Source organism: Enterococcus sp. DIV1208, assembly GCF_050530455.1.
GTDB classification, from domain to species: domain Bacteria; phylum Bacillota; class Bacilli; order Lactobacillales; family Enterococcaceae; genus Enterococcus_B; species Enterococcus_B hirae.
On record NZ_CP172887.1, the window covers coordinates 2,199,767 to 2,223,978 of the forward strand.

The window sequence follows — 24,212 nt, forward strand, 5'->3', positions numbered from 1 at the left end:
ATCAATTCTTGTTCAAGTTGCCATTGATCATAGATAACGCTTTCATTTATACTTAATTCAACATTAAAACTAAACAGAAAGCGTGGAATGAATCATGGTAGAAATGGCACTGAAACATGTATACAAACAATATGACAACGCAGAAAATTATTCCGTAACGGATTTTAACTTAGCAATCGATGATCGTGAATTTATTGTCTTTGTTGGACCTTCTGGTTGTGGAAAATCAACTACATTAAGAATGATTGCTGGGCTAGAAGATATCTCGGAAGGAGAATTAAGCATCGGCGGTAAAGTAATGAACGATGTAGCACCAAAAGATCGTGATATCGCTATGGTATTCCAGAACTATGCGTTATACCCACACATGACTGTATTTGACAATATGGCTTTTGGGTTGAAGTTGAGAAAGTATGACAAAGCAGATATCAAAAAACGGGTAGAAAATGCTGCTGAAATTTTAGGGCTTACTGAATATTTGAAACGTAAACCTGCTGCTCTCTCAGGTGGCCAACGTCAACGGGTTGCTTTAGGACGTGCCATCGTTCGTGATGCAAAAGTTTTCTTGATGGATGAACCATTATCAAACTTAGATGCAAAATTACGGGTAGCGATGCGTGCTGAGATTGCCAAACTCCATCAACGTTTAGAAACGACAACCATCTATGTAACCCATGACCAAACAGAAGCAATGACGATGGCAGATCGTATCGTTATCATGAAAGATGGCTTTATCCAACAGATCGGTACGCCAAAAGAAGTGTATGACACACCAGTCAATATGTTCGTCGCAGGCTTTATCGGTTCACCCGCAATGAACTTCTTCAATGTCACTTTAAACAATGGGGTAATCAGTGACGGTCATGGCTTAAAATTAAAAATCCCTGAAGGAAAAAACAAAGTCTTAGTTGAAAAAGGCTATGAAGGAAAAGAAGTTGTTTTTGGTATTCGCCCAGAAGATATCCACAGTGAACAAGTGGTGTTAGAAGCACAACCCGAAGCAGTTGTTCATTCAGAAGTTGTTGTATCAGAATTGTTAGGTGCAGAAACCATGCTTTATACCCGAACAGGTACAACTGAATTTATTTCAAAAGTCGATGCACGTGACTTCCATAAACCAGGGGAAATGGTCGACTTAGCATTCAATATCAGCAAAGGACATTTCTTTGACAAATCAACTGAAGAAGTGATCGGATTGCCATAAAAATTAAAAAATCAGCTTTTGATGTAAATTTTGGCAGAAACTATGCCAAAAGCTAGAACTATAACAAATAAGCCGAAAATGCTGTGTTCATACACAGCACTTTCGGCTTATTCATTTTAAAGGAGTTATCTCTAGTTAAAGAGGAAAAACTGATTGATAATGGTACTTTTTTCAAGCCATTTTCTTGATTGATTTCGTTGAAGGTGTCTTCTGACTTACTTGCTTAGCTTTAGTGAAAACTGGAATATCAAAGTATTTGCTCAATGTTCCGGCTACAAAATAAGCAATATTGTAATCGACTAAACTATGGATCAATCCACCAATTCCCATTAGGATAAAGACTGTATAAAAATAGCCTTCAGAATAATAAGTTTCTGGCATGTTCCCTACAAAGAAAAAGACACTAACCACTAACATTTCCGCAATCGAATGAATGATACCTATCACAAAATTGAAACTTTGGAAGCGCCAGTTGGCTAAAGTAAATTGGCCATTTTTTAAAACGATTTCTGGTTTCTTTTGCAAATACCAAGAACCAATCACAGCAAAAATCAAATGAGATAATGCACGCAGCGCAATAATTACTGGTGTGGTCAAAAAGAAGCCAAATGTTGTACCCAAAGCAACGGTAATCGCAATTCCTGGTGAAAAAAACATCGCAATAAATATTGGTACATGAGAAGCCAAAGTAAAAGAAGCAGGTGGAATCATGATTTTTGGCATAACCATTGGAATAATAACCCCCATAGCTATCAACAAGGCAGAAATAGTCAGGGATCGTACTGATTTTTTTTTCATTTTTTTCTCTCCTAATGTGTCTTGACACCTTTATGATGTCTTATTTTAACTTTAACAACAAGATGTGTCAAGACACATCAATCAGAAAAATGTTGAATGAGCCTTTTTCATGTATTCAATTATCCGACACCAGATAAAGTAAATTTTGAATGAAGCTTATACAAGAAATATGTTTTAAACTACAGTCTCTGCTAGCTACATCCTCTCCTTCAATTTTTGTCTATATAGATGAAAGATAAATACAAAAAAGAAGTACGCCCTATGTACATATCAACAACAATATTTCCTGGAACCCTATTTAGCCCCAGTATCATTCTAATTCCCTACCCTAAGGTATACACACTAAAACAACGAGATACACTGGGCTCACCCTCTTGAAGTATAGTCCATTTTAATGGTTGCTGATTTTAATACAAAAATAAACCCGTCCACCCTCACTGAAGTTTATGACAGGTTTATTTTTGGTTGTTTTACTTCAATCAAAAAAATTTTTTTCTTTTTTATAAGGATAGCTCCACCAAAACAACAGTATGAACACGATAAAAAAAATTACTTTTAAATAGACAGGAACATCCCTGAAATAAACTCTTATTGTTTTTCCAAAATCATCATGAATGAATAATCTAATGAAATTAGATACACAAAAAAATAGTGTCAGTCCCCAAAAAATCAGTCTCTTTGTTCCTTTCATTTTCTTACACTCATCCTATAAGAAAATGAAGCTAGCAGTCTTAACAATCCAATGAGCTGCGGTTCTATTCCACCCATGATTCACTAACCAATTTTCTGCACCTTGTTCTAAATTATCTTGCCATTCGAATAAGTAATTAGTAACATCACTTACCGTTTTTTCACCTGTTTTAGCTACTAACCATTTGGCTATCTTTTTAATGACGGCAATTTTCCAGCGAGGAGTTGGTTGTCTATCGGACTCGTATTTTTCTTTTAATATTTGTAATTGCTCCACTTGGGATAAGTGAGCACCGGATACTAATCGTTCAAATTCTGCTTTCTTTTCATTTGATAAATCGTTGTAGTATTTATCAAATTCGTTTGTGGCGGTAAAGTTCGTAGCTTTTTCTGAAGCAAATACATTGGTAACAGGGACAATTGATCCGCCAACGGTAATCAATGTTAACCCCAAAACAATCGATTGGTTCATTTTGTTCATTAACTCACCCTTCTTTCTCCTTAGTAATCAAAATAAGTTCTAAAAATTCATCGTGTTCATTTATGATTATAGTATCGTTTTATTCTAAAAAAATTTATTTTCATAAGAAACTATTTTTCGGTCTAAACCGTTAGCCATTCTTAAATACATGAACGATTATGATCTTAAACTGAGATTACAGGAATCGGGTTACAGTAGTCATTTACTTATTTTTCAATTAGTGATGACCATCCAACTCATTTTATTGGACTTAGATAAACAAAACGCCTAAAAGCTAGCATGCTAGACTTTTAGGCGTTTTGCTTTCTTTATTGAATTAGATTAGAACTTAGTTTTTCTCGCTCAGCTCTTCCATTGCATTACTTAATGCAGCAAATTCGGCTAATGAGAGAGTTTCTCCACGACGTTTAGGATCGATGTTAGCTTTTTCTAAACTAGTCGTTAACCAAGCTTTCGTTGCTTCATCTTTGCCATATGAAGATTGTAAGTTATTCCATAATGTTTTTCTTCGTTGCTGAAACGCTGCTTTTGTCAATCGGAAAAATGCCTTTTCATCAGTAACCGCTACAGCTGGTTGCTTTCTTCTGGTTAGTTTCAAGATAGCTGAATCGACATTCGGTTGTGGAACAAAAACAGTCTTAGGTACGATGAAAGCAACAGATGCTTCCATAAAATACTGTACAGCGATTGATAATGAGCCATATGCTTTTGTACCAGGCTTAGCAGAAATACGGTCAGCGACTTCTTTTTGCATCATCACAACCATTTCTTCTACTTGCAGATCTGATTCTAAGAAATGCATCATGATCGGTGTCGTAATATAATAAGGTAAATTTGCAACAACTTTGATCGGTAAAGCTTGTTCAAAATAGGTTGTTGCTGCCTGATCTAAATTGGTTTTTAAAATATCTTGATGAACAACAGTCACATTAGGATAAGGAGCTAACGTATCTTTTAACACAGGAATCAAGCGATCATCGATTTCAAAGGCAACGACTTGATTGGCATTACGTGCTAGTTGTTCCGTCAACGCTCCAATACCTGGACCAACTTCGATGACATTTGTTTGTTGATCGATTTCGCCAGTTTCCACGATTTTTCTTAAGATATTTGGCTCAGTCAAAAAATTTTGACCTAAACTTTTTTTAAATGAAAATCCATGTTTCAATAAGATTTCTTTTGTTCTAGAAGGTGTCGCAATATCACGCTGTTCACTCATGTTGTTCCTCCACTTTTTTCATTGCTTGGGCAAATTCCTCTGGTGTGATTCGAAACATTTTCAAACGCTTCTCCAGTTGTTTCCCATTGGTATAACCAATTCTTAATTCGTCCCCTAGTTTTTCACGTTTTTCTTTTGCTTGCGCTCCCGCTATTAAACCATGAGAAATCAGCACTTGTCTAGTAATTTCCGTTTCGTCTTCCTCAAAAGATGGGGTGATTACTTTTTTCAATGCTTCTAAGATGGCCTCATCACTAGCATGTTCAACGCCAAGACTTCCTTGTTTTTTGGGACGTGCTTGTTGACGAGGTAAGAAAGCATGTTTTGCCTGAGGAACGACTTCCATGATCGTCTTGCGGATTTTCTCACCCGAAAAATCAGGATCAGTAAAGATGATTACACCACGTGTTTCCTGCGCATGTTCAATCTGCATGAGTATTTCATCATTGATCGCTGAACCAATCGTTTCGATCGTGTCGACGTCGACTACTTCTTGGAGTCTTCTAGTATCGTCTTTTCCCTCAACGACTACAATTTCTTGGATTTTTAATTTAGTCATTTTCAGCGATCCTAAATAGACGATGAGCATTTTTCCAAGTTTGGAGCGCCACTTCTTCTATCGGAAGATTACGTAATTCGGCAATTTTTTCAACTGTATAACGGGTATAACCTGGCTCGTTTCGTTTCCCACGATAAGGTACTGGAGCTAAGTAAGGCGCATCCGTTTCTACTAGCAATCGATCGAGTGGAACATGAGTGGCTGCTTCTTGAACATCTTGCGCTTTTTTGAAAGTCACGACCCCACTAAATGAAATGTGCATCCCTAAATCAAGAAATCGTTTGGCCCATTCAAAATCGCCACTAAAACTGTGCATGATTCCACCAATATCACGAATATCTTCTTCTTTTAAAATTTGATAAGTATCTGCTAACGCTTCTCTGGTATGGATACTGATCGGCAGATTCATTTCTTTCGCAATCGCAATTTGTCTACGAAAAACTTCAGCTTGCACTTCTTTCGGATCTTCCATCCAGTAATAATCTAAGCCGATTTCACCTAACGCTACCACTTTCGGCATCGTTAATTGCTCTTGTAATTTTTTCTCAATGTCTTTAGTATAACTTCCTGCTTCAGTAGGATGCCAACCAATAATACTATATATGTTTGAATAATCGTGACTAAGCTGTAATGATTTTTCGATCGTTGGGGTATCGAAACCTACTACCGCCATTTTTGTCACGCCCAACTCTTTGGCCCGTTCAATAGTTTCAGGAATATCATCATTAAATTGTTCCGCATTCAAATGGGTATGAGAATCAAATATCATTTTTTATCGCTCCTTTTCTTCATTACTTTAGCATATAAGTGGCTATGGCAGAAGTAGGAAAGACGAAAATCAGGTCAAATTTATTGAAATGCAAATTTCTAGTTGTAAATAAAAGGACTTAAGCAAGTTTCCTCTCTTAAGTCCTTTTACATGACTATTAAATTAACGCTCGTCTTGTTTTTTCTTGTAATAATACACTGGGATACCTAGTAATGTGACAACGATCCCGATCATTGCCAAAGCTGTTTGAGTAAATAAAGTCATCCCTAAAATAAAGACAGCGCCAAAGATTGCAATCAATGGAATCACGGGATACAAAGGTACTTTGTATGGTCTTGGTAAGTCTGGTTGTTTTTTTCTTAAAACAAATACACCGATAAATATCAATAAGCTAAACAGCCACATAACAAAAATTAGCATATCAGTTAAAAAGTCGAATGAACCTAAACTCATCATAATGCACGCAATCACTAATTGAAAAAGTGCTGGAACATATGGCACTGTGAATTTTTTTGATAATTTCGTTAACTGTTTACTAAAAGGTAACTCACCTTCCAAAGCCATCGCATAAGGAATACGGATTCCGGTCAACGTGTACCCATTCAGTGCCCCATAAACAGAAATCAAGATACCGATCGTCACGATCTTTCCACCGATATTTCCAAAAATAACCGCTGATGCATCAGATGCTGCATTAAGGTTACCTGCAATCTGATCAATTGGCAGAGTTTTTAAGAAAACAAAGTTGATCAATAAGTAAACCACTGTTACAAAACTTAACCCTAAAATAATTGCTTTAGGTAAATCTTTTTCGGGACGTTTCATTTCTCCCGCCATTGCACCGACACCAAGCCAGCCATCATAAGCGAATAAAGTCGCTAACAAAGCACTACTCAAGCCTTCTGCAAAAGAGACATCTTTCCCTGCTTCGAATGGGAATAGTTGGATCGTTCCACTACCTGGTGTCAACAGTCCCCAAATAACGATGACAGCTAATGGAATCAATTTGATAATCAGTGTCGCAGACTGGACAGTCGTACCCACTTTTGTTCCTAGTAAATTCAAACCAGTAACAGAAATAGCAGTAATAATCGCAATTAATAGAAGATAATCCGTAGATATTTGTAATAAGTTCGTCATTTGTGTCGCAAAAATAATCGAAAGCGCCGCAATATTCGCTGGAAAATAAATCAAGCTTTGGGACCAACCCAGTAAAAAGCTCGGTAATTTTCCATAAGCGGCTTCAATATATTTGACTGCACCACCCGTTTCTGGGATCGCAGTTGCCAACTCAGCTACCGTTAGACCAGCACAGATCGTTAAAAATCCTCCTAATAGCCATGCCAATAAGGTCAAACTAGTCGATTGTGTACTTGCCGTAACAGCCGCTGTTTTAAAGAAAACTCCTGCCCCAATTACAGTTCCCATAACAGTTGCTAATGCGCCAAATAAGTTGATCTCTCGTTTTAACTTGCCTTTCATTCACATTCCCCTTTTCCCCGCAGTTTTTAATATAATTTTCAGTATAACGGAGAATATTTTGTTTTACCATCATTTTTTTCAGTAAATTTATTGAAAGATACCACCTTAGACCTATGAATCCTCCATTCACCTCAATTATAATTAATGTAGGTTAGATAAAGGAGGACCAATTATGGAATTTAATCGTTCTTACCCAAAACTGGCATCTTTCCTAAAGGATCATTTTGCCATTTCCAGAAAATCACAACAACAATCACTTTGGCATTGGTTCACGCTGATTTTGTTCGGGACATTTATTCTTGCTACTTTCACTCAACAGTTGCTTTTGTTGTTTAGCTTGATTCTGCTAGTTGCACTGATCAAAGGTCCCGGAATGATTCTATGGGGAGCCATTTATGCTTTTTTAATCAGCCTTTTTCCTCCTCTAGGTATCATTTTATCTGCGCTTTTCTTTCTATTGAATCTCAGTACTTTCACCAAAAATTGGCGAGTCACTTTAGTTGCTGGTTTCTTTTATTTTTACCCTGCAACGATCATGTCGTTAAGAACGCTCTCACATCTCGATAATCCTTGGTTCCTTTATAGCAGTTTATTCGCTGGGTTAGTGCTACTCCATTTGATGTTGAAAAAACTTTACCAACGCTATGGGATTGGCCGAACGATTTTTTGGTACATTGTATCGATACCTTTTACTCTTTTAAGTTTCTTGTTACCAACTCGTTTAAAAGAGCGATTCAAAAAAATACCCTCAAAAAAATAGTGTCAATTTGTAAAGCGACCACCTAAAGTTAGATTTTTTGCTCTAACTTTAGGTGGTCGCTTTAATGTATCTATTCCAGGCAAAACATACTAAGATTAATATTTACGTTTGTTACATTTAGTAATCTGAAGGATGCTATTTACACAGTAAACTCATCATACTCTAAAAAATAGGAATTCTTAAATTTGTTGTGAAAGAGAAATCATCTCAATTAACCCTTGCGCAGCTTCACTGCCTTTATTCCCTGCTTTCGTCCCTGCTCGTTCAATTGCTTGTTCAATGGATTCCGTGGTTAATACCCCGAACATCACTGGAATATTGGACTCCAGGTTAATATGTGCGACTCCTTTGGCTACCTCATTGGAAACCAATTCATAATGAGTAGTTGCACCTCTGATAACTGTCCCCAACGTAATCAACCCATCGTAACTGTCCTTTTTGCTGAGCTTTTTGGTAATAAAAGGAATTTCAAAAGCTCCTGGTACCCAATAAATATCAATTTGTTCTTCTTTCACGCCGTGCCTTTTTAAATTATCCAATGCTCCTTGTAATAATTTTTGATTGATAAATTCATTAAAACGCGCGACTACAATTCCGATTCGAAGATCCTTTGGAGAATAATTTCCTTCAAAAATTGTCATTTTCTTGCTCCTTTATTTTTATACTGATAAGTAATGGTGAAACTTATCTTTTTTTGTTTTTAAATAGGCTTGGTTTTCCTTTTTCGGAACAGTTTCAATTGGTACCCTATCGACAATCGTAATTCCATCTTGTTGTAACTCTATTACTTTATCGGGATTGTTTGTAAGTAAACGAATGGACGTTACACCAATTGATTTTAAAATTTCTGCTGCAAAGTGATAATCCCGTTCATCCGGAGCAAAGCCCAATTCAGTATTTGCTTCATAAGTATCCAATCCTTTTTCCTGCAATTGATACGCTTTTAACTTATTCCTCAATCCGATTCCGCGACCTTCTTGACGAAGATAAAGAATAGCTCCAGTCCCCTCTTCCTCGATCATTCTCATCGCTTCATGTAACTGTTCCCCACAATCGCAACGCTGAGACCCGAAGACATCACCAGTTAGACATTCCGAATGAACTCGGACTAATGTAGGAAACTGACTATTTTGAATATCTCCCTTTGTTAACAATAGATGCTCCCGTTTTTCTCCGTCTTCATAAATAGTCAATTTGAAATCACCATAATCTGTTGGTAAATTTACGGTTATATGACTATTTTCTTCTAAATAATTTACCAACTCATCAATCGTAATTAAGGGTAATTGCCATTCTTCAGATAAACGGGTCAGATCTTTCATTCTTGCCATCGTTCCATCTTCTTTCAGAATCTCACAAATATAAGCAGCCTCTACACTATTAGCTAATTTGGCTAAATCAATTGCAGCTTCGGTGTGTCCTCGACGTATAAGCGTTCCGCCATCTACACTAATCAAAGGAAAAATATGTCCTGGTCTAAGAAAATCACTTGTTTTCGAATGAGGATCAGCCAATGCTTTAATGGAAGTAGCTCGATCAAATACTGAAATACCAGTCTTCGTATGTTTATGATCCACACTAATCGTAAAAGCTGTACCAAACGCATCAGTATTATGCGTTGTCATTTCTCCTAAAGATAAGCGTTGCGCAATGTCATTAGAAATCGGCACACAGATTAATCCTCGACCAAATTTGGTCATGAAATTTACTGCCTCAGGTGTCACATATTCGGCTAAACCAACCAAATCTCCTTCTGATTCTCTATCTTCATCATCAGCTACAATGATTAATCCGCCCTTTTTCAAGGTCTTTATTGCTTCAGTAATATTCCTCATAATAAGTCCTTCTCCTTGTACATCTCAAATTTATTTCTCTGTGCCTTTACATATTTCCCAACGATATCCGTTTCTATATTCACAAGATGTCCTACACCTAAATTCCCCAGATTTGTTAAGGATTTAGAATGTGGAATCAGGCTAACAGAAAAGCTTGCTGTTGTTGTTTCCGTAACCGTTAAACTTACTCCATTAATTGCAATTGATCCTTGCGGAATGATTTCACCTGCATATTTGGTTGGATAAGCAAACGTCAAAATTAATGCGTTTTGATTCTCTATTTTCTTGATCAATCTTGTAATAGTATCAATATGTCCCGAAATAAAATGTCCTTCAAAGCGTTGTGTCATCAAAACTGCTCGTTCTAGATTTACCCTCTCTCCAACTTTTACGGTGGAGAAAGTAGTCCGTTTAAAAGTTTCAGGCATTATTTCAGCTTTAAAAAATGTGCTTGAAACCTCAATAGCAGTTAAACACACGCCATTGACTGCCATGCTATCTCCAATTTTGTAATCACTTAGTATACTGTTTGAAGCTTGGAAAGTGAGTTGGATCATTTGTTGGTTTCGTCTAATTTCTTTGACTTTTCCTTGCTCGGCGATTAATCCTGTGAACATTGCTTTCGTTTCCCCCTAACTCGAATGTCTTTTCCAAGCTGTTCAACTTCCAAAAATACTAATTGTTGTTCTTTAGAAACTAAACGTTCACTATGAAAGGACATCGGACTGTTTCCACCAAAAAGTTTGGGCGCAATATAACTGATGACTTCATCCCAGAGATTTTCTGCTAAAAAAGCATCATGAATTTTCGCTCCACCTTCTATATACAGCGACTGAACACCTCTTTTTCTCATGGTCTCAATAAAGAAGGTAAAAGAAAACTTAGGCGTATAAAAAATAGTTACATGGGGAAACAGCTCCTTTAGCTTAGGGTTTTCCGTAAATATCCAGACTGGATTTGTTGTCGTTTGAAAAAGATTGAGTTTAGGATTTTTAAGAATCCGCCCTCTACGATCCAAAACAATGCGCACTGGTGGAAAGTTAGTTACGATATCAGGCAACAAAATAGGGTTATCAACTAGAACGGTTTCGCTTCCCACTACAATTCCTTGATGTTCTCCTCGTTCTTTCCGTACTCTTGAGATTGCCTCTGTACCTGTTATTGAGTACCGCGAACCTTCCTTTAAAGAAATCTTTCCATCTAGTGTAATAGCTTGTTTTAATGTGATATAGGGACGATCCCTTTCAAAAAAATGGTTATAAAAAGGGTTCAGTGCTCTACATTTCTCTTCTTCCACACCTACAATTACTTTGATCCCATGATTTTGTAAAAATTCTTTCCCTTTTCCTGCTACTAAAGGATTTGGGTCAAGTTGACCTATGACTACCGTTGAGATACCAGACTGAATAATAGCTTGCGTACAAGGCGGCTGTTTCCCTTGGTGGTTACAAGGTTCTAAGGTAACATATAGAGTTGAATTAAACAGTTCTTCGGGGGAATCACAATTTTGAATAGCATTTACTTCAGCGTGGGACTCGCCATATTGTAAATGGGCACCTAGTGAGAGTAGCTTTCCTTCTTTTACAATCGCTGCTCCAACTAATGGATTGGTAAAGGTATTTCCCTTTCCTTTTTTTGCCTCTTCAATCGCAGCCATCATGAAAGACTGGTGCATATCAATTCCCCCTTTCAACAAAAAAAGCCCTGCGAAATTAATCACAGGGCATAACTAAATAAACCTAAAGATAATCGATTTTAATACAAATAAAACCGATCTTCAGTCGATTTTTCTTCTCCCATCCAGACTTTAACTGTCGGTGCCAGATTCTCACTGGCTCAACCACAAAAATGTGGGTCACGGACTTCGAGTAAACTCGTCACCGTCGGTCGGGAATTACACCCTGCCCCGAAGAAATATTCAATTCGTTTAGAGTATATTCTTAAAACTTAATTGTGTCAACCTAAAAAATAGAGAGAAAATGGCGTATGGACGTCCTCGTTTATTTAATGCTAATCATATGATTAGAACAAGTATTACATATTTATAAAATAGTCTCCTAAAAATTGATTCATTTTACCTAAATATCAGCTTTGTTATTTTTTGTCTTTTGAAATCGTTTACAAAAACTTAGTTATCTCGATTGTATGAAGTCACAATCTGTGACATCATGATAATAGTCATATTCCACAATTTCTGACTAATTGTACCTCTTTTTATGTTTAAATATAATTAAAAAGGAAAAAGAAATATAGGAGGTTTTTATGGAATTTGGAAAACTGTTAAAACAAGAAAGGAAGAAAATGAATTTGACCCAAGCGGATTTGGCTGAACAGTTAAATGTAAGTCGTTCAGCGATTTCAAATTGGGAAATTGGTAGAAATTATCCCGATATTCAAACAATTATTGATATATCTAATGTTTTAGGTGTATCTCTTGATTATCTTTTGAATAAAGATCAAAAAATAATGGAAGCCGTGGATAATGATTTAACAAAGAAAAAAAAGATAAAAAAGATCTCTGTTATTTTGGCTGGATTACTATTAGTGGCTATTGGGACTATCATTTTTCTTTTATATCCAAAAAAACCTACGATAATTTTTATTAAGGATGTTCTTCCAAAAAATTCTGAAATTTCCACCTTAAAGAAACATGAAATAAAGGAAGTTTTTCTTGAAGACCATCAATTAAAAATTATTTTACATATCACAGGAAATGAAGCTGGGTATTATGTAGAAAGTGGTGCTGACGAAATGACAGTTAGCCTCTATAAAACAAAAAATAAATCTTTGAAATCAAATAAACTTATCCCATACGATGGAGTGTTTACTATCGATTTAATCGAATACCCTCGCTTAAAAAATATTTATATCGCTTATTCTCCTAATTAATTTATTATTAATTTCGTCAGTTTAAAATCAAGTTAATAAGTCCTAATTTTGATAATGACTATCGACAATCTCATCTTTCAACTCCCACAATTTTAAAAATATAAAATTTTTTTCTTCTGCTTGATTGCTTACCATATTTAAACATTCAGTTTTTCCAGATCTCCAAGTTCCATTTAAAAAAAATGTCTTTTTTGCTTTAATTAATTTTGAAAACATTTTTACTGCTTCTGTAGTATCAATTCTTTCTAACTCTATTTGCTTTATGACAATCCCCTCCTAAGAAATAAATTTCCCAAGTGTATCTTTTTTAATATATTTCAGTTCATTAGAATTATATATAGTAAAAATAGTTTGCGATTCACATAGCTGCCAAATAAGAATTTAGCACAATTTGGTACTAATACTAACTAGCGATTTATTTCCTATTGCTCAACTTAGTTATGGTACTATACGTTCTAAAGTTACATTATTTATCAGCTTAATCTCTTCGTTTCTCAATTTTCAATTTTAATCATGCTTTTCATTAGGTGCTCAATTTCGTTGACTGTATCTGTAAATGAAATGGATTTCGCAAACGTGTTAACTGAACGATATTTTTCCCACTGTTCTTCCAAGTAGTCGTTTCCTCTGATCTTTTCCATTTCTCTTTCATAATAAAAAGACAAAGATTCGGTATCTCCACGTTTTGTGAATGTATTTCGAACACTTTTATATAACTCTTTCGTATCAATATTTTCTAATTTTGGTATGGTAAATAAGTCATAGTAATCTTTTACTCTCGAATTATCTGTACCAAAGCTGAACGTAGCACTTAGCTTTTCTTCAATAATTTGTTCTGTTGGATAAGCTGGAATCTCCACTTTTTTATCTTCAAACATTAATTGGTGATAGTGTGTATCTACTTCAGGATAAATAGAATCTCCTGTTGTCACGTCCATTTTAAACGGCACACGCACTTTCTCTAAATTAGCCACCAATTTAATTTGAAATCCAGGATAAAAATCGGCTTCTCTTGTTTCCTTCATTCCTTGAATAGAGAAAACAATACCTTCTTTCGTGGGCTTCCTAATCAAATCATTAAAAATATTCTTCAATTTTTCTTCAGTTAATTTGCTATTTCTAAATGTCGTGTCGATATCAATTGTTGTCCTTCTATCGATTCTATATTTTGATCCTAATAAAAAGCCACCTTTCAAAATGAAGTCATTTTTGTACTTTGATTCAGAAATTTGTTCAATTAAACGATCCATCATAAAATGCCGTTGTACTAACTGTGCATTTAGCCCTGTACTCTTTGCTAAATTTCTGGTTTTTGATGCAAATTGTGTCGGTGTCATCTTTTCCCTCCATTAATATAAGCTTTGCATGTGGTATTTCATTTCTTTTTCTACATGTAGTTTTGTCATATAATCTCTTAATTTGCTCGGATCTCTCAATGGATCTTCCATGTACTCTTTTAATGCTGCTAATTTCATTTCGTATTCAATTTCATATCTCGGATTCCAAATATCACAAAGTGTACGCTCTTTATCATACATAGTAATAGGATTCCCTTGGAAGGAAGTTCCCTCTACTTTTCCTAGCTCATAAACTTCTTTCTTCACGAAATGAAATTGTAACTGCTGCTCTTTTGTAATTGAACGATCAACATTGTATCCATGGGGAAAAGTTAAATGAATGAATTTCGGCATATTCGTAGAAAGCTGGTAAATATCTAAAGTCGTTTCATGAGAAAAGATTCCCCTGGAAAATCGTTGCTGAAGCCAAAATAAATCATCTATTCCATGACCATCCTCTACATAATAACCACGATCAACTTTGATCAATTTTCCTTTATTCACCAATCTTTGTACAGTAGTTGCTGCGATTCCAAATTTTCTGGCTTCCTTCATAGATAAATTTCCATCGCGAATAGCCAACAATTCTTTCAATTTATCTTGCATTTACTTACCTCTTCTTTCGTTACAAATACACTACTTAAATTATATCATGGTAGTTTAATTGTAACAAGATGAACTTTGATGTCGATGAAATTCGCCAACATCTTTTTTATGATGTAAAAGGGGAAAAAAGACACCTGGAATCCTTTAGAATTAATTTGACGAATCAATTCATAGGAGGACTCAAAATGGCTTATACTCAGCTTATCGAAGGACTTTAAATATTCTAAACCTAACTATCTATTCCGAGGAAAATGATTTAACCAAAAAAATATAATGGCAAATTTAATTGATTGGCAAAGATACTCTTCAATACACGCCCGAAGAATATCCACATTGTCATTTGTCGTCTCCTCTAGGATCATTTGTTAGAAGGACAATTATTGCGACGATTTATGATTCGTCCTATTAAAACCAACCAAATAAAAAAGACAGAAAGAAGTATTTCTTCTTTCTGTCCAAATTATTCTAAGATTATTCTTTACCAACATCATTTGACTACACTACTTTTTATGATGATTGGCTCACCATTCACGCTTACTGATTATTGACCTAAATCATATGGATGTTCATCTTACCCAATTTCTGAACCATTTGGCATTGATTTTGGCGCTTCGACTACTTGTAACGTGCCATCTGGTGCTTCTGCAGAAAGAATCATCCCTTGACTGATTTGTCCACGCATCTTACGTGGTTTCAAATTCGCTACGATCACTAGTTTTTTGCCGATCAATTCACTTGGATCAGGATAAAATTCAGCGATACCTGATAAAATTTGGCGGTCTTGGTTATCTCCCGCATCTAAACGGAATTGCAATAGCTTATCTGCTCCTTCAACTTTTTGACAGTTGATGACTTCAGCTACTTTTAATTCCACTTTTTCAAATACATCAAATTTGATTTGTTTGTCTTTAGTTGAAACAAGCTCAGTTTCTTCTGGGTCCCATTTCACTGATTCTTCATTCGTTTGGGTTCCTTCAGACATTTTCGCTTGGATATAGCTGATTTCTTCTTCCATGTCCAACCGTGGGAAAATTGGCATACCTTTAGCAACTACTTTTGTTCCAGAAGGAAATTCGCCAAAGTGCAAGCCTTGAAGATTCATCGTTTCTGGGTCTAGTCCTAATTGATTAAAGATTTTAATTGGCGTTTCTGTCATGATCGGTTGCAATAAGATCGCAGTGATCCGTAATGATTCTGCTAGATGGATCATTACACTCGCTAATTCTTTTTTCTTGTCCTCGTCTTTGACTAAAACCCATGGCTCTGTTTCATCGATATATTTATTTGCACGAGAAATCAAGACCCAAATTTCAGCTAATGCCGTATTGAACTCCATTTTTTCCATCGCATCATGATATCGTCCGACGACATTTGCAGCTGTTGTTGATAATTCACTATCAAAAGGCGTCACTAAAGAAGCATAGTCAGGAACGATTCCATCACAATATTTATTGATCATTGCAACGGTACGATTCAATAGGTTTCCAAGATCGTTCGCCAAGTCATAGTTGACCCGAGAAACAAAATCTTCTGGTGTAAATACGCCATCTGAACCAAATGGAACAGCACGAAGTAAATAGTAACGCAGCGCATCGAGACCATAACGTTCAACTAGCATCTCTGGATAAACCACGTTTCCTTTTGACTTAGACATTTTTCCGTCTTTCATCAACAACCAACCGTGACCAAAGACTTTTTTCGGTAACGGTAAATCTAATGCCATCAACATGATTGGCCAATAGATCGTATGGAAACGGACAATTTCTTTTCCAACCATATGGACATCTGCCGGCCAATATTTTTGGAATAAGCTATCATCATCAGAGCCGTAACCTAATGCAGTAATATAGTTGGATAACGCATCGATCCAAACATAAATGACATGTTTAGGGTCGTCTTTCACAGGGATTCCCCAACTAAATGTCGTTCTGGAAACAGCAAGATCTTCTAACCCTGGTTTGATAAAGTTATTGATCATTTCTTTCTTACGAGATTCTGGTTGGATAAATTCAGGATGTTCTTGGTAATATTCTAAAAGACGATCGGCATATTTGCTCATACGGAAGAAATAAGATTCTTCTTTGACTAATTCGACTTCATGCCCACTTGGAGCTTTCCCACCGATTACATTTCCTTCTTCGTCTTTATAAACTTCTGCTAATTGTGTTTCAGTGAAAAATTCTTCATCCGAAACAGAATACCAGCCTTCATATTCGCCAAGATAAATATCGCCTTGTTCAACTAGACGATCAAAGATTTTTTGAACAGCCGCTTTATGATAATCATCCGTTGTTCGAATGAATTTGTCATAACTGATATCCAGCGTTTTCCAAAGTTTTTTCACATCCGCAGCCATCTTATCGACATAGGCTTGTGGTTCAACACCTAATTCTGCTGCTTTTTTTTCTATTTTTTGACCGTGTTCATCCACCCCAGTTAGATAAAACACATCAAAGCCCATCAATCGCTTATAACGTGCAACTGCATCACAGGCAATCGTTGTATACGAATTACCAATATGCAGTTTGCCACTTGGATAATAGATTGGCGTCGTAATATAAAAAGTTTCCTTTTCTGCCATGGGGCTCTTCCTCCTTTATCGCATGATGCGAATTCATTTCCTTGCTAGTATACCATAAATCAAAAAGACTGCGACGATTTTTTCGCTACCCTCTAACAAATGCCTTTCCTCTTTATTATTTTCCTAGTAAAACATGCTATAATAATTAATAGTGTGTGAAAAGAAACCTAGGAATCAGTAAGTTTCGTTTTTAGTAAGCAGCATGTTTACATGTAGGTTATCTCTCACAATGTCACGGAATCTTGTAGCAGTTCCGTTGTTTTATTTTGACGAAACATAGCTTCGACTTAATAGCTGCTTATAGGAAGAATACATCGTTCTCCCTTCTAAATAAACCTTTTTATAACAACCCAAAAGCAAGTGGATCTGAAATAGGTTGTTTATGTTTACGACTAATAGACAGTTCATTGTCCAAGAAAGGCTGAAATTTTATGCAAAAAAAACATCTTTATTTTACAATCAGTATCGCACTGCTTTCAGTGTTACACTGGCTGTTCAGCTATTTTTATATACGATTATATGGTTATTTTAACCTCCAAGGAAGCTTGAATCAGTTTCTTTTATTTACCCAAGTTTTTCGTTTTGTTCTCAATTTTTATATCATTTTTTGTGGATATGTAACGCTTCGTGAAGAAAATAGAAAACTGTTACTGATCTATTTACTTTTCTTCTTGTTCAATTTACTCCTACCGTTTTTATTCCCTATCTAAGTGTAGAAGTCTTTCTCCAAGGAAAACTTTGGTTTTTTTTTGGAGTCTGCTAAAATAAGATAAAAGTATATTTAAACAAGAACGTCATCAGGAGGTTAAAAGATGAAACAATTTGCTTCTAAAGAAGAGGAAAAGTTATATTATGAACATGAAGCAAGTGAAGCTGATTTTCTTGACTGGTATCAAAAGCAAGAACGCCCAGAATATGACAAACCTTCTTTGACTGTTGATATCGTGTTGATGTGTTACAACAAGGAAGAAGACCAGTTAAAAATTTTACTGATCCAAAGAAAAGGGCATCCCTACCGAAATTCATGGGCTTTACCAGGTGGTTTTGTCCAAAAGAATGAATCCACTGGTGAAAGTGTCTTACGTGAAACCAAAGAGGAAACGGGTGTCGTGATTTCTCAGGAAAATATTGAGCAGCTACACACCTTCAGCACACCGAACCGAGACCCTCGAGGCTGGGTCGTAACTGTCAGTTACTTGGCTTTTATTGGTGAAGAACCGTTGATTGCTGGTGACGATGCAGAAGAAGTCCGATGGTTTACCTTGACACGCCAAGGAAACAAAATCCATCTAACGAGTGATGAAGTTGCTATTTCTTTAGATTTACTGACAAGTGAATCTTCTGGCAAAGATACTTTAGCATTTGACCATAGTGAGATCATTACGAAAGCATTTAATCGAGTGACAAATAAAATGGAACATGAACCACAAGTCTTACAAGTATTAGGTAAAGATTTTACGATCACAGAAGCCCGAAAAGTATTTGCCAAATTTTTAGGGATCGATTTTAAAATGATTGATCATTCAAATTTCAAAAAAGCGATGCTGCAATACTTTGATGAAATTGGTGAACGACCAGTAGGAATCGGGCGTCCATCCAAGATTTATCAGTTGAAACCTGGAAACTATGAATAAGGTGAAGATTTCAGAAACCTGAAATACCAAAGATTTTTATTGGATTTTTCTGCAATCATTAATACCTGAGCAATCACCCATTAATGACCATCTGATAGATAAATACTTCTCATAAATAAGCCGAAGAATTACACAAAAGCAATGCTTTTGGTATTCTTCGGCTTATTTTAGAGGTTAGCCAGAAAGGTCATTACCTCCTTGTTTGGTTTATCATAATTAGTGAGCTTTTCTTGAGAAGAAAATTCCTAGAAACAAAAACAGCAAGTGTTTTTTATCAACAAGGCGATCCCTAGCGCTCCTACCAGTTCATTTATTCAAAAACCACTTGTTTCCCGATTTTTTCTAGTTCTAGACTTTTTTTAATCACTAAAGGATCGGTTTGTTCATTCATATTGATCAAAATCAACGTTTTATTATACCAGTTTGCTTTATACCTCAGCTTAGTCACTAATTTATACCAATCTTGAAGTGAGAAGTCTGACAAGAAAGTTTCATTAGGGACAGCTTCTACAAACAAATAATCATAATAACGAATCAATTTGCCAGATAACTGTTCCAAATAATTTTCTTTTTGAAATTTTTGTTTTAAATAAAGATCCATTACTTTACGCTTTTGTTTTTGATAGTTCTTCGATCGTTCCAAACGAGCTTTTCGTTTCTGAGCTGCCCGTCCCTTAATCCCTAATTTTCTCTTAGCCAGCTGCATTTCTTTTTCAGTTTTTTTCAACAATGGTAATGGTACATCAACTGGAGAGGATGTCTCGATTAGTTTTTGCGGATCATAAGCCACACCGATCCAACGACGAGACTCTGTTATTTCTTTCGCTGAAACCTCACAGAGTAAAGAAACATAAAAAGCTTCATTATAACGTGAGGAGATCGTCGCTGAACGAATCTCTCCTTCGATTGGTCGATGGAGGTTTACCTGAATGAGTTCTTTCTGTTTTGGCAGTTTTAGATACTTATCTTTCAAATAAATTGTGCCTTTTTGATTATTTGTTGTATAAGACTGCCACATACTTTTTTTATTTTTCAATTTTGGAAAACTGGCACGTTTTTTAAAATAATTACGAAACGCACGATCTAGATTTAGTTGTGCATTCGCAAGCGCTAAGCTGTCTGCTTTTTTTAAAAAATCATATTGCTTTTTTAAAGAAGCAGGAGTCAGTGTATAATCGATGACACCTGTTTTAGCATAGCTTTCCTGACGGGCTTTTAGTAAGTGGTTATACGTAAAACGAACACAGCCAAAATTTTGAACAAACCATTGCTTTTGTGAAGCCGTGGGATAAATTCGGAATTTAAAGGCTTTTAGCATCAGCACTTACCTCCTAAGACGTCACAAGTAAGCTCGCTTCTTTTTGCCGTTTCAATTTTTTTGCGTAATAAGCCACTTCTTGCTCTGTCGCATAGACAAAATGCTCTGGGGCAATTTCTCTTAATGTCCGTTTTTGCCCATCTTCTGGTTCTGGTTGATACTTGATTCTTTTCCGCTGTCTTTCATGATCGGGATCTGGTAGTGGAATTGCAGATAATAAACTTTCCGTATAAGGATGAACGCCATGATGGTAAATCTCATCACTTGTTCCCATTTCCAATAAACGACCGTTGTGCATGACACCGATCCGATCACTGATATGTTTGACCATGGATAAATCATGAGCAATGAATAAGTACGTTAGTTGTTGTTGTTTTTGCAGATCCTGTAATAAATTGACCACTTGCGCTTGAATCGATACGTCTAAAGCCGAAATCGGCTCATCACAAATAATAAAACGAGGATTAACTGCTAAGGCACGTGCAATACCGATCCGTTGTCGTTGTCCTCCTGAAAATTCATGAGGGTAACGTGTACCATGGCTCGGATTCAATCCTACCGTTCGAAGAAGCTCATCTACTTTTTCTGAACGTTCTTCAGGAGACTTGACCAATCCATTGACATCGATCCCTTCTGCAATGATGTCACGAACTTTCATTCGGGGATTCAATGATGCATAAGGGTCTTGGAAGATCATCTGAACCTCACGGCGAAACTTAGCCATTTCTTGTTTTCCTTTTAGCTTGGTGACATCTTTTCCATCAAAGAAAATCTCGCCATCGGTCGGTTCATTTAAGCGAATGACTGTCCGCCCAGTGGTTGATTTACCACTACCTGATTCACCAACTAAGCCAAAGGTTTCTCCTTCATAAATATGAAAGCTAATATCATTGACTGCATGAACTTCATTTTTCTTTCCAATATTGAAATATTGTTTTAGACCATTAACCTCTAGCAGTTTTTTTGGCATTCGTCATCCCTCCATTCGCTTTTTGCTTTTCTTCAAAAATCGCCCAACGACGTTTGATTTCTTCAGGTGGCTCTACTTTTGGTGCTTGAGGTGCTAAAAGCCAAGTTGCTGCTTGATGTGTTTTTGATAATTCAAAAAATGGTGGTTCTTCTTCTGCATCAATCTGCAAGGCATATTCATTCCGTGGATAAAAGGCATCGCCTTTAGGTGGATTCAATAAATCAGGTGGTGAACCTGGGATCGCATAAAGTCGTTCATTCGCACTATCTAAGGTTGGCATCGAACCTAACAAGCCCCAAGTGTAAGGATGTTGCGGATGATAAAAAATTTCTTCCGAGGTACCCACTTCAACGATCTTTCCGCCATACATCACCGCTACCCGATCCGCTACATTTGCTACTACACCTAAGTCATGTGTGATGAAGATAATCGAGGTATCGATTTTCGTTTGGATTTCTTTTAGCAGTTCTAAAATCTGGGCTTGAATCGTAACATCTAATGCAGTTGTTGGTTCATCAGCGATCAAGATCTCCGGGTAACAGATCAACGCAATCGCAATGACGATCCGTTGCCGTTGTCCTCCTGAAAATTGGTGAGGATAACTGTTGATCCGTTTTTCAGCCTCAGGAATCCCGACTAAGTTTAGTAATTCCAATGCTGCTTTTTGTCCTTCTTTTTTCGAAACTTTATTGTGTTTTCGCAAGGATTCCGCCACTTGTTTCCCAATCGTCATCGTAGGATCGAGAGAAGTCATTGGATCTTGGAAAATCATTGCGATTTCTTTCCCACGAATTTTTTGCATGGCTTTTTCTGATTGATCGACAATATTTTTTCCTTTGAATAAAATCTCGCCCGAATCGATCGTAGCATTACTTGATAACAATCTCATGATACTTCTGGTAGTGACTGATTTCCCACTACCAGATTCTCCAACAATTGCTAGAGTCTCGCCTTTGTTTAAATGAAAATTGACACCGCGGATCGCTCGGACTTTCCCAGCGTACGTATCAAATGAGATTTGCAAATTTTTAACTTCAAGAACTTTTGTCATATTCCTCACTCTTTCATTTTAGGGTCAAAGGCATCACGTAATCCGTCCGCTAGTAAATTGAAGCCGATCATGATAACAGACAACGTTGCCGCAGGGATCCATAATAGATATGGCAGGTACAAGAAAGTTTTATAGCCATCACTCAGCATTGTTCCCAATGAAGCAGATGGTGGCGTTAGCCCCAAACCAATGAAACTTAAAAAGGCTTCAAAGAAAATTGCCGATGGAATACTAAACATCATTTGAATAATGATTACACTGGAAATGTTCGGTAAAATGTGTTTGAAGGCAATTTTCAATTTCGATTCACCTAATGTCATACCAGCTAACACATATTCTTGATCTTTCAGTTTCAGGGTTTGCGCTCGAACGATACGAGCCATCGGAATCCAGTTCGTGATCGCCATTGCTGCCACGATGGAAAAAATACCTGGTTCAAAAACAACCAACATTAAAATCATGACTACCAGATTAGGAATCCCAGATAAGATCTCTAAGAAACGTTGCATCCCGTTGTCGATTCGTCCGCCTAGCAGACCAGAAATCAGCCCATAAGCAACACCGATCGTCACATCTAATAATGCAGCAATAAAAGCGATCAGTAAGGAAATTCGTGTTCCCATGAATAGACGACTTAATACATCACGTCCTAGACCATCCGTTCCTAAAAAGAAATTCACATTTGCTGGAACATTTGCTTGGGCATATTTATCGACTAACTCACCACCAACCATCGCTTTTCCATTCAATCCATCGATATTTAACCCTGGAATACGTGGGGGTAGATTGATGTAATCAATATTTTGTGCTGTTGGGTTGTGTGGCGAAACAAAGATCGTAACGATCGAGATCAAAATGATCACTGATAGTAAAATCATCGAAACGACTGCAGCTTTGTTTTTCTTTAAACGTCGCCAAGAATCTTGAATGAAATTTAGCGATGGAGCTGCAATTTGTTCTCGTTCTTCTTCAGTGTTTTTTTGTAGCGGAAGAAATTTATCTGCAGGAATATCTGCTATTGTTTCATAACGTTTTGGTATCAGTTCCATCTAGCTTCGACTCCCTTCTGAAACACGGATTCTTGGATCAACTAAACCATACAGCAGGTCAACGACTAAAATCACAAAGATCAACATAAATGAGTAAAGGATCGTTACTGCCATGATCGTTGGATAATCATTCGTCGTGATCGATTTAACGAATTGCTCACCAATACCGGGGATGGCAAAAATGTTTTCGACTACTAACGAACCAGTCATCAAAGCAACTGCTAACGGTCCTAACAATGTCATTAACGGGATCAAACTATTACGAAGACCATGTTTAAAGGCGATCTCCCAACGGCTTAATCCTTTGGCTCTCGCTAATTCCACATAATCGCTGTGTAATACTTCGACCATTTCTGTTCGGATAAAACGAGCTGAATCGGCTAAAGGTGACATAGCCAATGCAATGGTTGGAAGGATCGTATAAATGAAGCCGTCCCATTTAGCAATCGGCAGTACATGCAAACGGATCGCAAAAATATATTGTAATAAGACTGCAAAAACAAAGTTAGGGATCGAGCGACCCAAAATAGCAACCAACGTGGAAGAAGTGTCTGCCCAAGTGTTTTGCTTCATTGCTGAAATCGTTCCTAAGATCGTACCGATCACTGTTCCAAAAATAATCGCTTGTAGTCCTAGTTGTAATGAAGGACCTACTCTACCAGCTAATAAATGAGCAACAGGCTGATTTTTAAATTGGAAAGAGATACCGAAATCTCCTTGAAGTAAATTTGACAAGTAAATACCATATTGGACGATCACAGGTTTATCCAGTCCAACTTGTTGATTCAACATAGCGATCGTTTCAGGACTCAAGCGCTCTTGGTTGGTATAAGGTGTTCCTGGTAATAATTGCATTAAGAAGAACGTGATTGTGGCAATCAACCAAAGCGTAATGGCCATAAAGAAGACACGTTTCAATACATATTTTAGATAACTATTCACTAATGTTTCCCCCTAGCTTTTGACTTCTGACAAATGTT

General features: G+C 36.6%; 24 protein-coding genes and 1 riboswitch. Of the genes, 5 read left to right on the forward strand and 19 right to left on the reverse strand.

The annotated features are described in order from the left end of the window. Positions 1-94: 94 nt before the first annotated feature. Positions 95-1,204, forward strand: a complete 1,110-nt coding sequence (locus tag IGK91_RS10135; RefSeq protein ID WP_010720765.1) for an ABC transporter ATP-binding protein — start codon at positions 95-97, stop codon at positions 1,202-1,204. A 171-nt stretch (positions 1,205-1,375) separates the two neighbouring features. Here IGK91_RS10135 and IGK91_RS10140 read toward each other — a convergent pair whose 3' ends face one another. The 6 genes from IGK91_RS10140 to IGK91_RS10165 all read right to left on the reverse strand — a co-directional run bounded on the left by IGK91_RS10140 (position 1,376) and on the right by IGK91_RS10165 (position 7,202). Beyond that, positions 1,376-2,002: a hypothetical protein gene (locus IGK91_RS10140; protein WP_010720766.1), complete on the reverse strand. Its 627-nt coding sequence runs from the start codon at positions 2,000-2,002 to the stop codon at positions 1,376-1,378. A gap of 706 nt (positions 2,003-2,708) precedes the next feature. Then, complete coding sequence (locus tag IGK91_RS10145) at positions 2,709-3,173, reverse strand: hypothetical protein (RefSeq protein ID WP_010737168.1); 465 nt, start codon at positions 3,171-3,173, stop codon at positions 2,709-2,711. A 328-nt stretch (positions 3,174-3,501) separates the two neighbouring features. Further along, positions 3,502-4,392, reverse strand: coding sequence for a 16S rRNA (adenine(1518)-N(6)/adenine(1519)-N(6))-dimethyltransferase RsmA (gene rsmA, locus IGK91_RS10150; RefSeq protein WP_010737167.1), 891 nt, complete (start codon positions 4,390-4,392; stop codon positions 3,502-3,504). Next, positions 4,385-4,951 carry a ribonuclease M5 gene (rnmV, locus tag IGK91_RS10155; RefSeq protein ID WP_010720769.1) on the reverse strand — a complete coding sequence of 189 codons (567 nt, stop codon included), beginning with the start codon at positions 4,949-4,951 and terminating at the stop codon, positions 4,385-4,387. Before rnmV ends, rsmA begins: the two co-directional genes overlap by 8 nt. Further along, positions 4,944-5,720, reverse strand: a complete 777-nt coding sequence (locus tag IGK91_RS10160) for a TatD family hydrolase (RefSeq protein ID WP_010737166.1) — start codon at positions 5,718-5,720, stop codon at positions 4,944-4,946. Before IGK91_RS10160 ends, rnmV begins: the two co-directional genes overlap by 8 nt. Before the next feature lie 162 nt (positions 5,721-5,882). After that, entirely contained in the window at positions 5,883-7,202 is a 1,320-nt protein-coding gene (locus IGK91_RS10165; RefSeq protein WP_010720771.1) for an APC family permease, read from the reverse strand. Positions 7,203-7,374: 172 nt separating this feature from the next. Between IGK91_RS10165 and IGK91_RS10170 the strand changes: the two genes are divergently transcribed. Then, complete coding sequence (locus tag IGK91_RS10170; protein WP_010737165.1) at positions 7,375-7,962, forward strand: hypothetical protein; 588 nt, start codon at positions 7,375-7,377, stop codon at positions 7,960-7,962. A gap of 179 nt (positions 7,963-8,141) precedes the next feature. Here IGK91_RS10170 and ribH read toward each other — a convergent pair whose 3' ends face one another. From ribH to ribD, 4 genes are read right to left on the reverse strand one after another with little or no spacing between them, the layout of a single operon-like run. Continuing rightward, on the reverse strand, positions 8,142-8,603 hold the full coding sequence (ribH, locus tag IGK91_RS10175; RefSeq protein WP_010720773.1) for a 6,7-dimethyl-8-ribityllumazine synthase: 462 nt from the start codon (positions 8,601-8,603) through the stop codon (positions 8,142-8,144). 18 nt (positions 8,604-8,621) lie between these two features. Then, positions 8,622-9,797 (reverse strand): bifunctional 3,4-dihydroxy-2-butanone-4-phosphate synthase/GTP cyclohydrolase II, encoded by a 1,176-nt coding sequence (locus IGK91_RS10180; RefSeq protein ID WP_010737164.1) that lies wholly within the window; start codon positions 9,795-9,797, stop codon positions 8,622-8,624. Beyond that, positions 9,794-10,414: a riboflavin synthase gene (ribE, locus tag IGK91_RS10185; RefSeq protein WP_034867445.1), complete on the reverse strand. Its 621-nt coding sequence runs from the start codon at positions 10,412-10,414 to the stop codon at positions 9,794-9,796. The genes IGK91_RS10180 and ribE overlap by 4 nt, the downstream gene beginning before the upstream one ends. Further along, positions 10,399-11,472 carry a bifunctional diaminohydroxyphosphoribosylaminopyrimidine deaminase/5-amino-6-(5-phosphoribosylamino)uracil reductase RibD gene (gene ribD / locus IGK91_RS10190; RefSeq protein WP_010737162.1) on the reverse strand — a complete coding sequence of 358 codons (1,074 nt, stop codon included), beginning with the start codon at positions 11,470-11,472 and terminating at the stop codon, positions 10,399-10,401. The genes ribE and ribD overlap by 16 nt, the downstream gene beginning before the upstream one ends. Positions 11,473-11,581: 109 nt before the next feature. Continuing rightward, a riboswitch (FMN riboswitch) is annotated at positions 11,582-11,715 on the reverse strand. A gap of 344 nt (positions 11,716-12,059) precedes the next feature. Here ribD and IGK91_RS10195 point away from each other — a divergent pair. Next, on the forward strand, positions 12,060-12,686 hold the full coding sequence (locus tag IGK91_RS10195) for a helix-turn-helix domain-containing protein (RefSeq protein ID WP_258924975.1): 627 nt from the start codon (positions 12,060-12,062) through the stop codon (positions 12,684-12,686). A 42-nt stretch (positions 12,687-12,728) separates the two neighbouring features. Here IGK91_RS10195 and IGK91_RS10200 read toward each other — a convergent pair whose 3' ends face one another. The 4 genes from IGK91_RS10200 to metG form a co-directional block, all read right to left on the reverse strand. Then, positions 12,729-12,902: a hypothetical protein gene (locus IGK91_RS10200; RefSeq protein ID WP_181934392.1), complete on the reverse strand. Its 174-nt coding sequence runs from the start codon at positions 12,900-12,902 to the stop codon at positions 12,729-12,731. Positions 12,903-13,180: 278 nt separating this feature from the next. Then, positions 13,181-14,023, reverse strand: a complete 843-nt coding sequence (locus IGK91_RS10205) for a nucleotidyl transferase AbiEii/AbiGii toxin family protein (RefSeq protein ID WP_010737160.1) — start codon at positions 14,021-14,023, stop codon at positions 13,181-13,183. Positions 14,024-14,035: 12 nt separating this feature from the next. Beyond that, on the reverse strand, positions 14,036-14,629 hold the full coding sequence (locus IGK91_RS10210; protein WP_010737159.1) for a type IV toxin-antitoxin system AbiEi family antitoxin domain-containing protein: 594 nt from the start codon (positions 14,627-14,629) through the stop codon (positions 14,036-14,038). 571 nt (positions 14,630-15,200) lie between these two features. After that, positions 15,201-17,210 carry a methionine--tRNA ligase gene (gene metG / locus IGK91_RS10215; protein ID WP_181934393.1) on the reverse strand — a complete coding sequence of 670 codons (2,010 nt, stop codon included), beginning with the start codon at positions 17,208-17,210 and terminating at the stop codon, positions 15,201-15,203. Between the two features lie 431 nt (positions 17,211-17,641). On the opposite strand from metG, the gene IGK91_RS10220 reads away from it, so the two are divergent. Next, positions 17,642-17,920 carry a hypothetical protein gene (locus IGK91_RS10220; protein WP_010720781.1) on the forward strand — a complete coding sequence of 93 codons (279 nt, stop codon included), beginning with the start codon at positions 17,642-17,644 and terminating at the stop codon, positions 17,918-17,920. A gap of 102 nt (positions 17,921-18,022) precedes the next feature. Continuing rightward, the gene (locus IGK91_RS10225; RefSeq protein WP_010737158.1) at positions 18,023-18,844 is read left to right on the forward strand and encodes an NUDIX domain-containing protein; all 822 of its coding nucleotides are present in this window, start codon (positions 18,023-18,025) and stop codon (positions 18,842-18,844) included. Positions 18,845-19,154: 310 nt separating this feature from the next. Here the strand turns inward: IGK91_RS10225 and IGK91_RS10230 are convergent, their stop codons facing one another. The 5 genes from IGK91_RS10230 to opp3b are packed head-to-tail and all read right to left on the reverse strand — an operon-like array spanning position 19,155 to position 24,174. Continuing rightward, positions 19,155-20,162: an RNA-guided endonuclease TnpB family protein gene (locus IGK91_RS10230; protein ID WP_034867441.1), complete on the reverse strand. Its 1,008-nt coding sequence runs from the start codon at positions 20,160-20,162 to the stop codon at positions 19,155-19,157. Positions 20,163-20,175: 13 nt separating this feature from the next. Beyond that, the gene (locus tag IGK91_RS10235) at positions 20,176-21,132 is read right to left on the reverse strand and encodes an ABC transporter ATP-binding protein (RefSeq protein ID WP_010720784.1); all 957 of its coding nucleotides are present in this window, start codon (positions 21,130-21,132) and stop codon (positions 20,176-20,178) included. Beyond that, a complete protein-coding gene (locus IGK91_RS10240; protein WP_010737156.1) occupies positions 21,107-22,183 on the reverse strand; it encodes an ABC transporter ATP-binding protein in 1,077 nt (358 codons plus the stop codon). Before IGK91_RS10240 ends, IGK91_RS10235 begins: the two co-directional genes overlap by 26 nt. A 5-nt stretch (positions 22,184-22,188) precedes the next feature. Continuing rightward, positions 22,189-23,232, reverse strand: coding sequence for an ABC transporter permease (locus IGK91_RS10245; protein WP_010737155.1), 1,044 nt, complete (start codon positions 23,230-23,232; stop codon positions 22,189-22,191). Further along, positions 23,233-24,174 (reverse strand): oligopeptide ABC transporter permease, encoded by a 942-nt coding sequence (gene opp3b, locus IGK91_RS10250; RefSeq protein ID WP_010720787.1) that lies wholly within the window; start codon positions 24,172-24,174, stop codon positions 23,233-23,235. Positions 24,175-24,212 lie beyond the last annotated feature (38 nt).

Coding starts and splice junctions, on each gene's coding strand:
- ribE (WP_034867445.1), bottom strand. CDS start 10,414: ATGTTCACAGGATTAATCGCCGAGCAAGGAAAAGTCAAAGAAATTAGA.
- IGK91_RS10135 (WP_010720765.1), top strand. CDS start 95: ATGGTAGAAATGGCACTGAAACATGTATACAAACAATATGACAACGCA.
- IGK91_RS10205 (WP_010737160.1), bottom strand. CDS start 14,023: ATGACACCGACACAATTTGCATCAAAAACCAGAAATTTAGCAAAGAGT.
- IGK91_RS10210 (WP_010737159.1), bottom strand. CDS start 14,629: ATGCAAGATAAATTGAAAGAATTGTTGGCTATTCGCGATGGAAATTTA.
- IGK91_RS10245 (WP_010737155.1), bottom strand. CDS start 23,232: ATGGAACTGATACCAAAACGTTATGAAACAATAGCAGATATTCCTGCA.
- IGK91_RS10230 (WP_034867441.1), bottom strand. CDS start 20,162: ATGCTAAAAGCCTTTAAATTCCGAATTTATCCCACGGCTTCACAAAAG.
- IGK91_RS10165 (WP_010720771.1), bottom strand. CDS start 7,202: ATGAAAGGCAAGTTAAAACGAGAGATCAACTTATTTGGCGCATTAGCA.
- IGK91_RS10145 (WP_010737168.1), bottom strand. CDS start 3,173: ATGAACAAAATGAACCAATCGATTGTTTTGGGGTTAACATTGATTACC.
- ribH (WP_010720773.1), bottom strand. CDS start 8,603: ATGACAATTTTTGAAGGAAATTATTCTCCAAAGGATCTTCGAATCGGA.
- rsmA (WP_010737167.1), bottom strand. CDS start 4,392: ATGAGTGAACAGCGTGATATTGCGACACCTTCTAGAACAAAAGAAATC.
- ribD (WP_010737162.1), bottom strand. CDS start 11,472: ATGCACCAGTCTTTCATGATGGCTGCGATTGAAGAGGCAAAAAAAGGA.
- IGK91_RS10220 (WP_010720781.1), top strand. CDS start 17,642: ATGCAAAAAAAACATCTTTATTTTACAATCAGTATCGCACTGCTTTCA.
- IGK91_RS10195 (WP_258924975.1), top strand. CDS start 12,060: ATGGAATTTGGAAAACTGTTAAAACAAGAAAGGAAGAAAATGAATTTG.
- IGK91_RS10160 (WP_010737166.1), bottom strand. CDS start 5,720: ATGATATTTGATTCTCATACCCATTTGAATGCGGAACAATTTAATGAT.
- IGK91_RS10170 (WP_010737165.1), top strand. CDS start 7,375: ATGGAATTTAATCGTTCTTACCCAAAACTGGCATCTTTCCTAAAGGAT.
- rnmV (WP_010720769.1), bottom strand. CDS start 4,951: ATGACTAAATTAAAAATCCAAGAAATTGTAGTCGTTGAGGGAAAAGAC.
- IGK91_RS10235 (WP_010720784.1), bottom strand. CDS start 21,132: ATGCCAAAAAAACTGCTAGAGGTTAATGGTCTAAAACAATATTTCAAT.
- IGK91_RS10225 (WP_010737158.1), top strand. CDS start 18,023: ATGAAACAATTTGCTTCTAAAGAAGAGGAAAAGTTATATTATGAACAT.
- metG (WP_181934393.1), bottom strand. CDS start 17,210: ATGGCAGAAAAGGAAACTTTTTATATTACGACGCCAATCTATTATCCA.
- IGK91_RS10200 (WP_181934392.1), bottom strand. CDS start 12,902: ATGTTTTCAAAATTAATTAAAGCAAAAAAGACATTTTTTTTAAATGGA.
- IGK91_RS10180 (WP_010737164.1), bottom strand. CDS start 9,797: ATGAGGAATATTACTGAAGCAATAAAGACCTTGAAAAAGGGCGGATTA.
- IGK91_RS10140 (WP_010720766.1), bottom strand. CDS start 2,002: ATGAAAAAAAAATCAGTACGATCCCTGACTATTTCTGCCTTGTTGATA.
- IGK91_RS10240 (WP_010737156.1), bottom strand. CDS start 22,183: ATGACAAAAGTTCTTGAAGTTAAAAATTTGCAAATCTCATTTGATACG.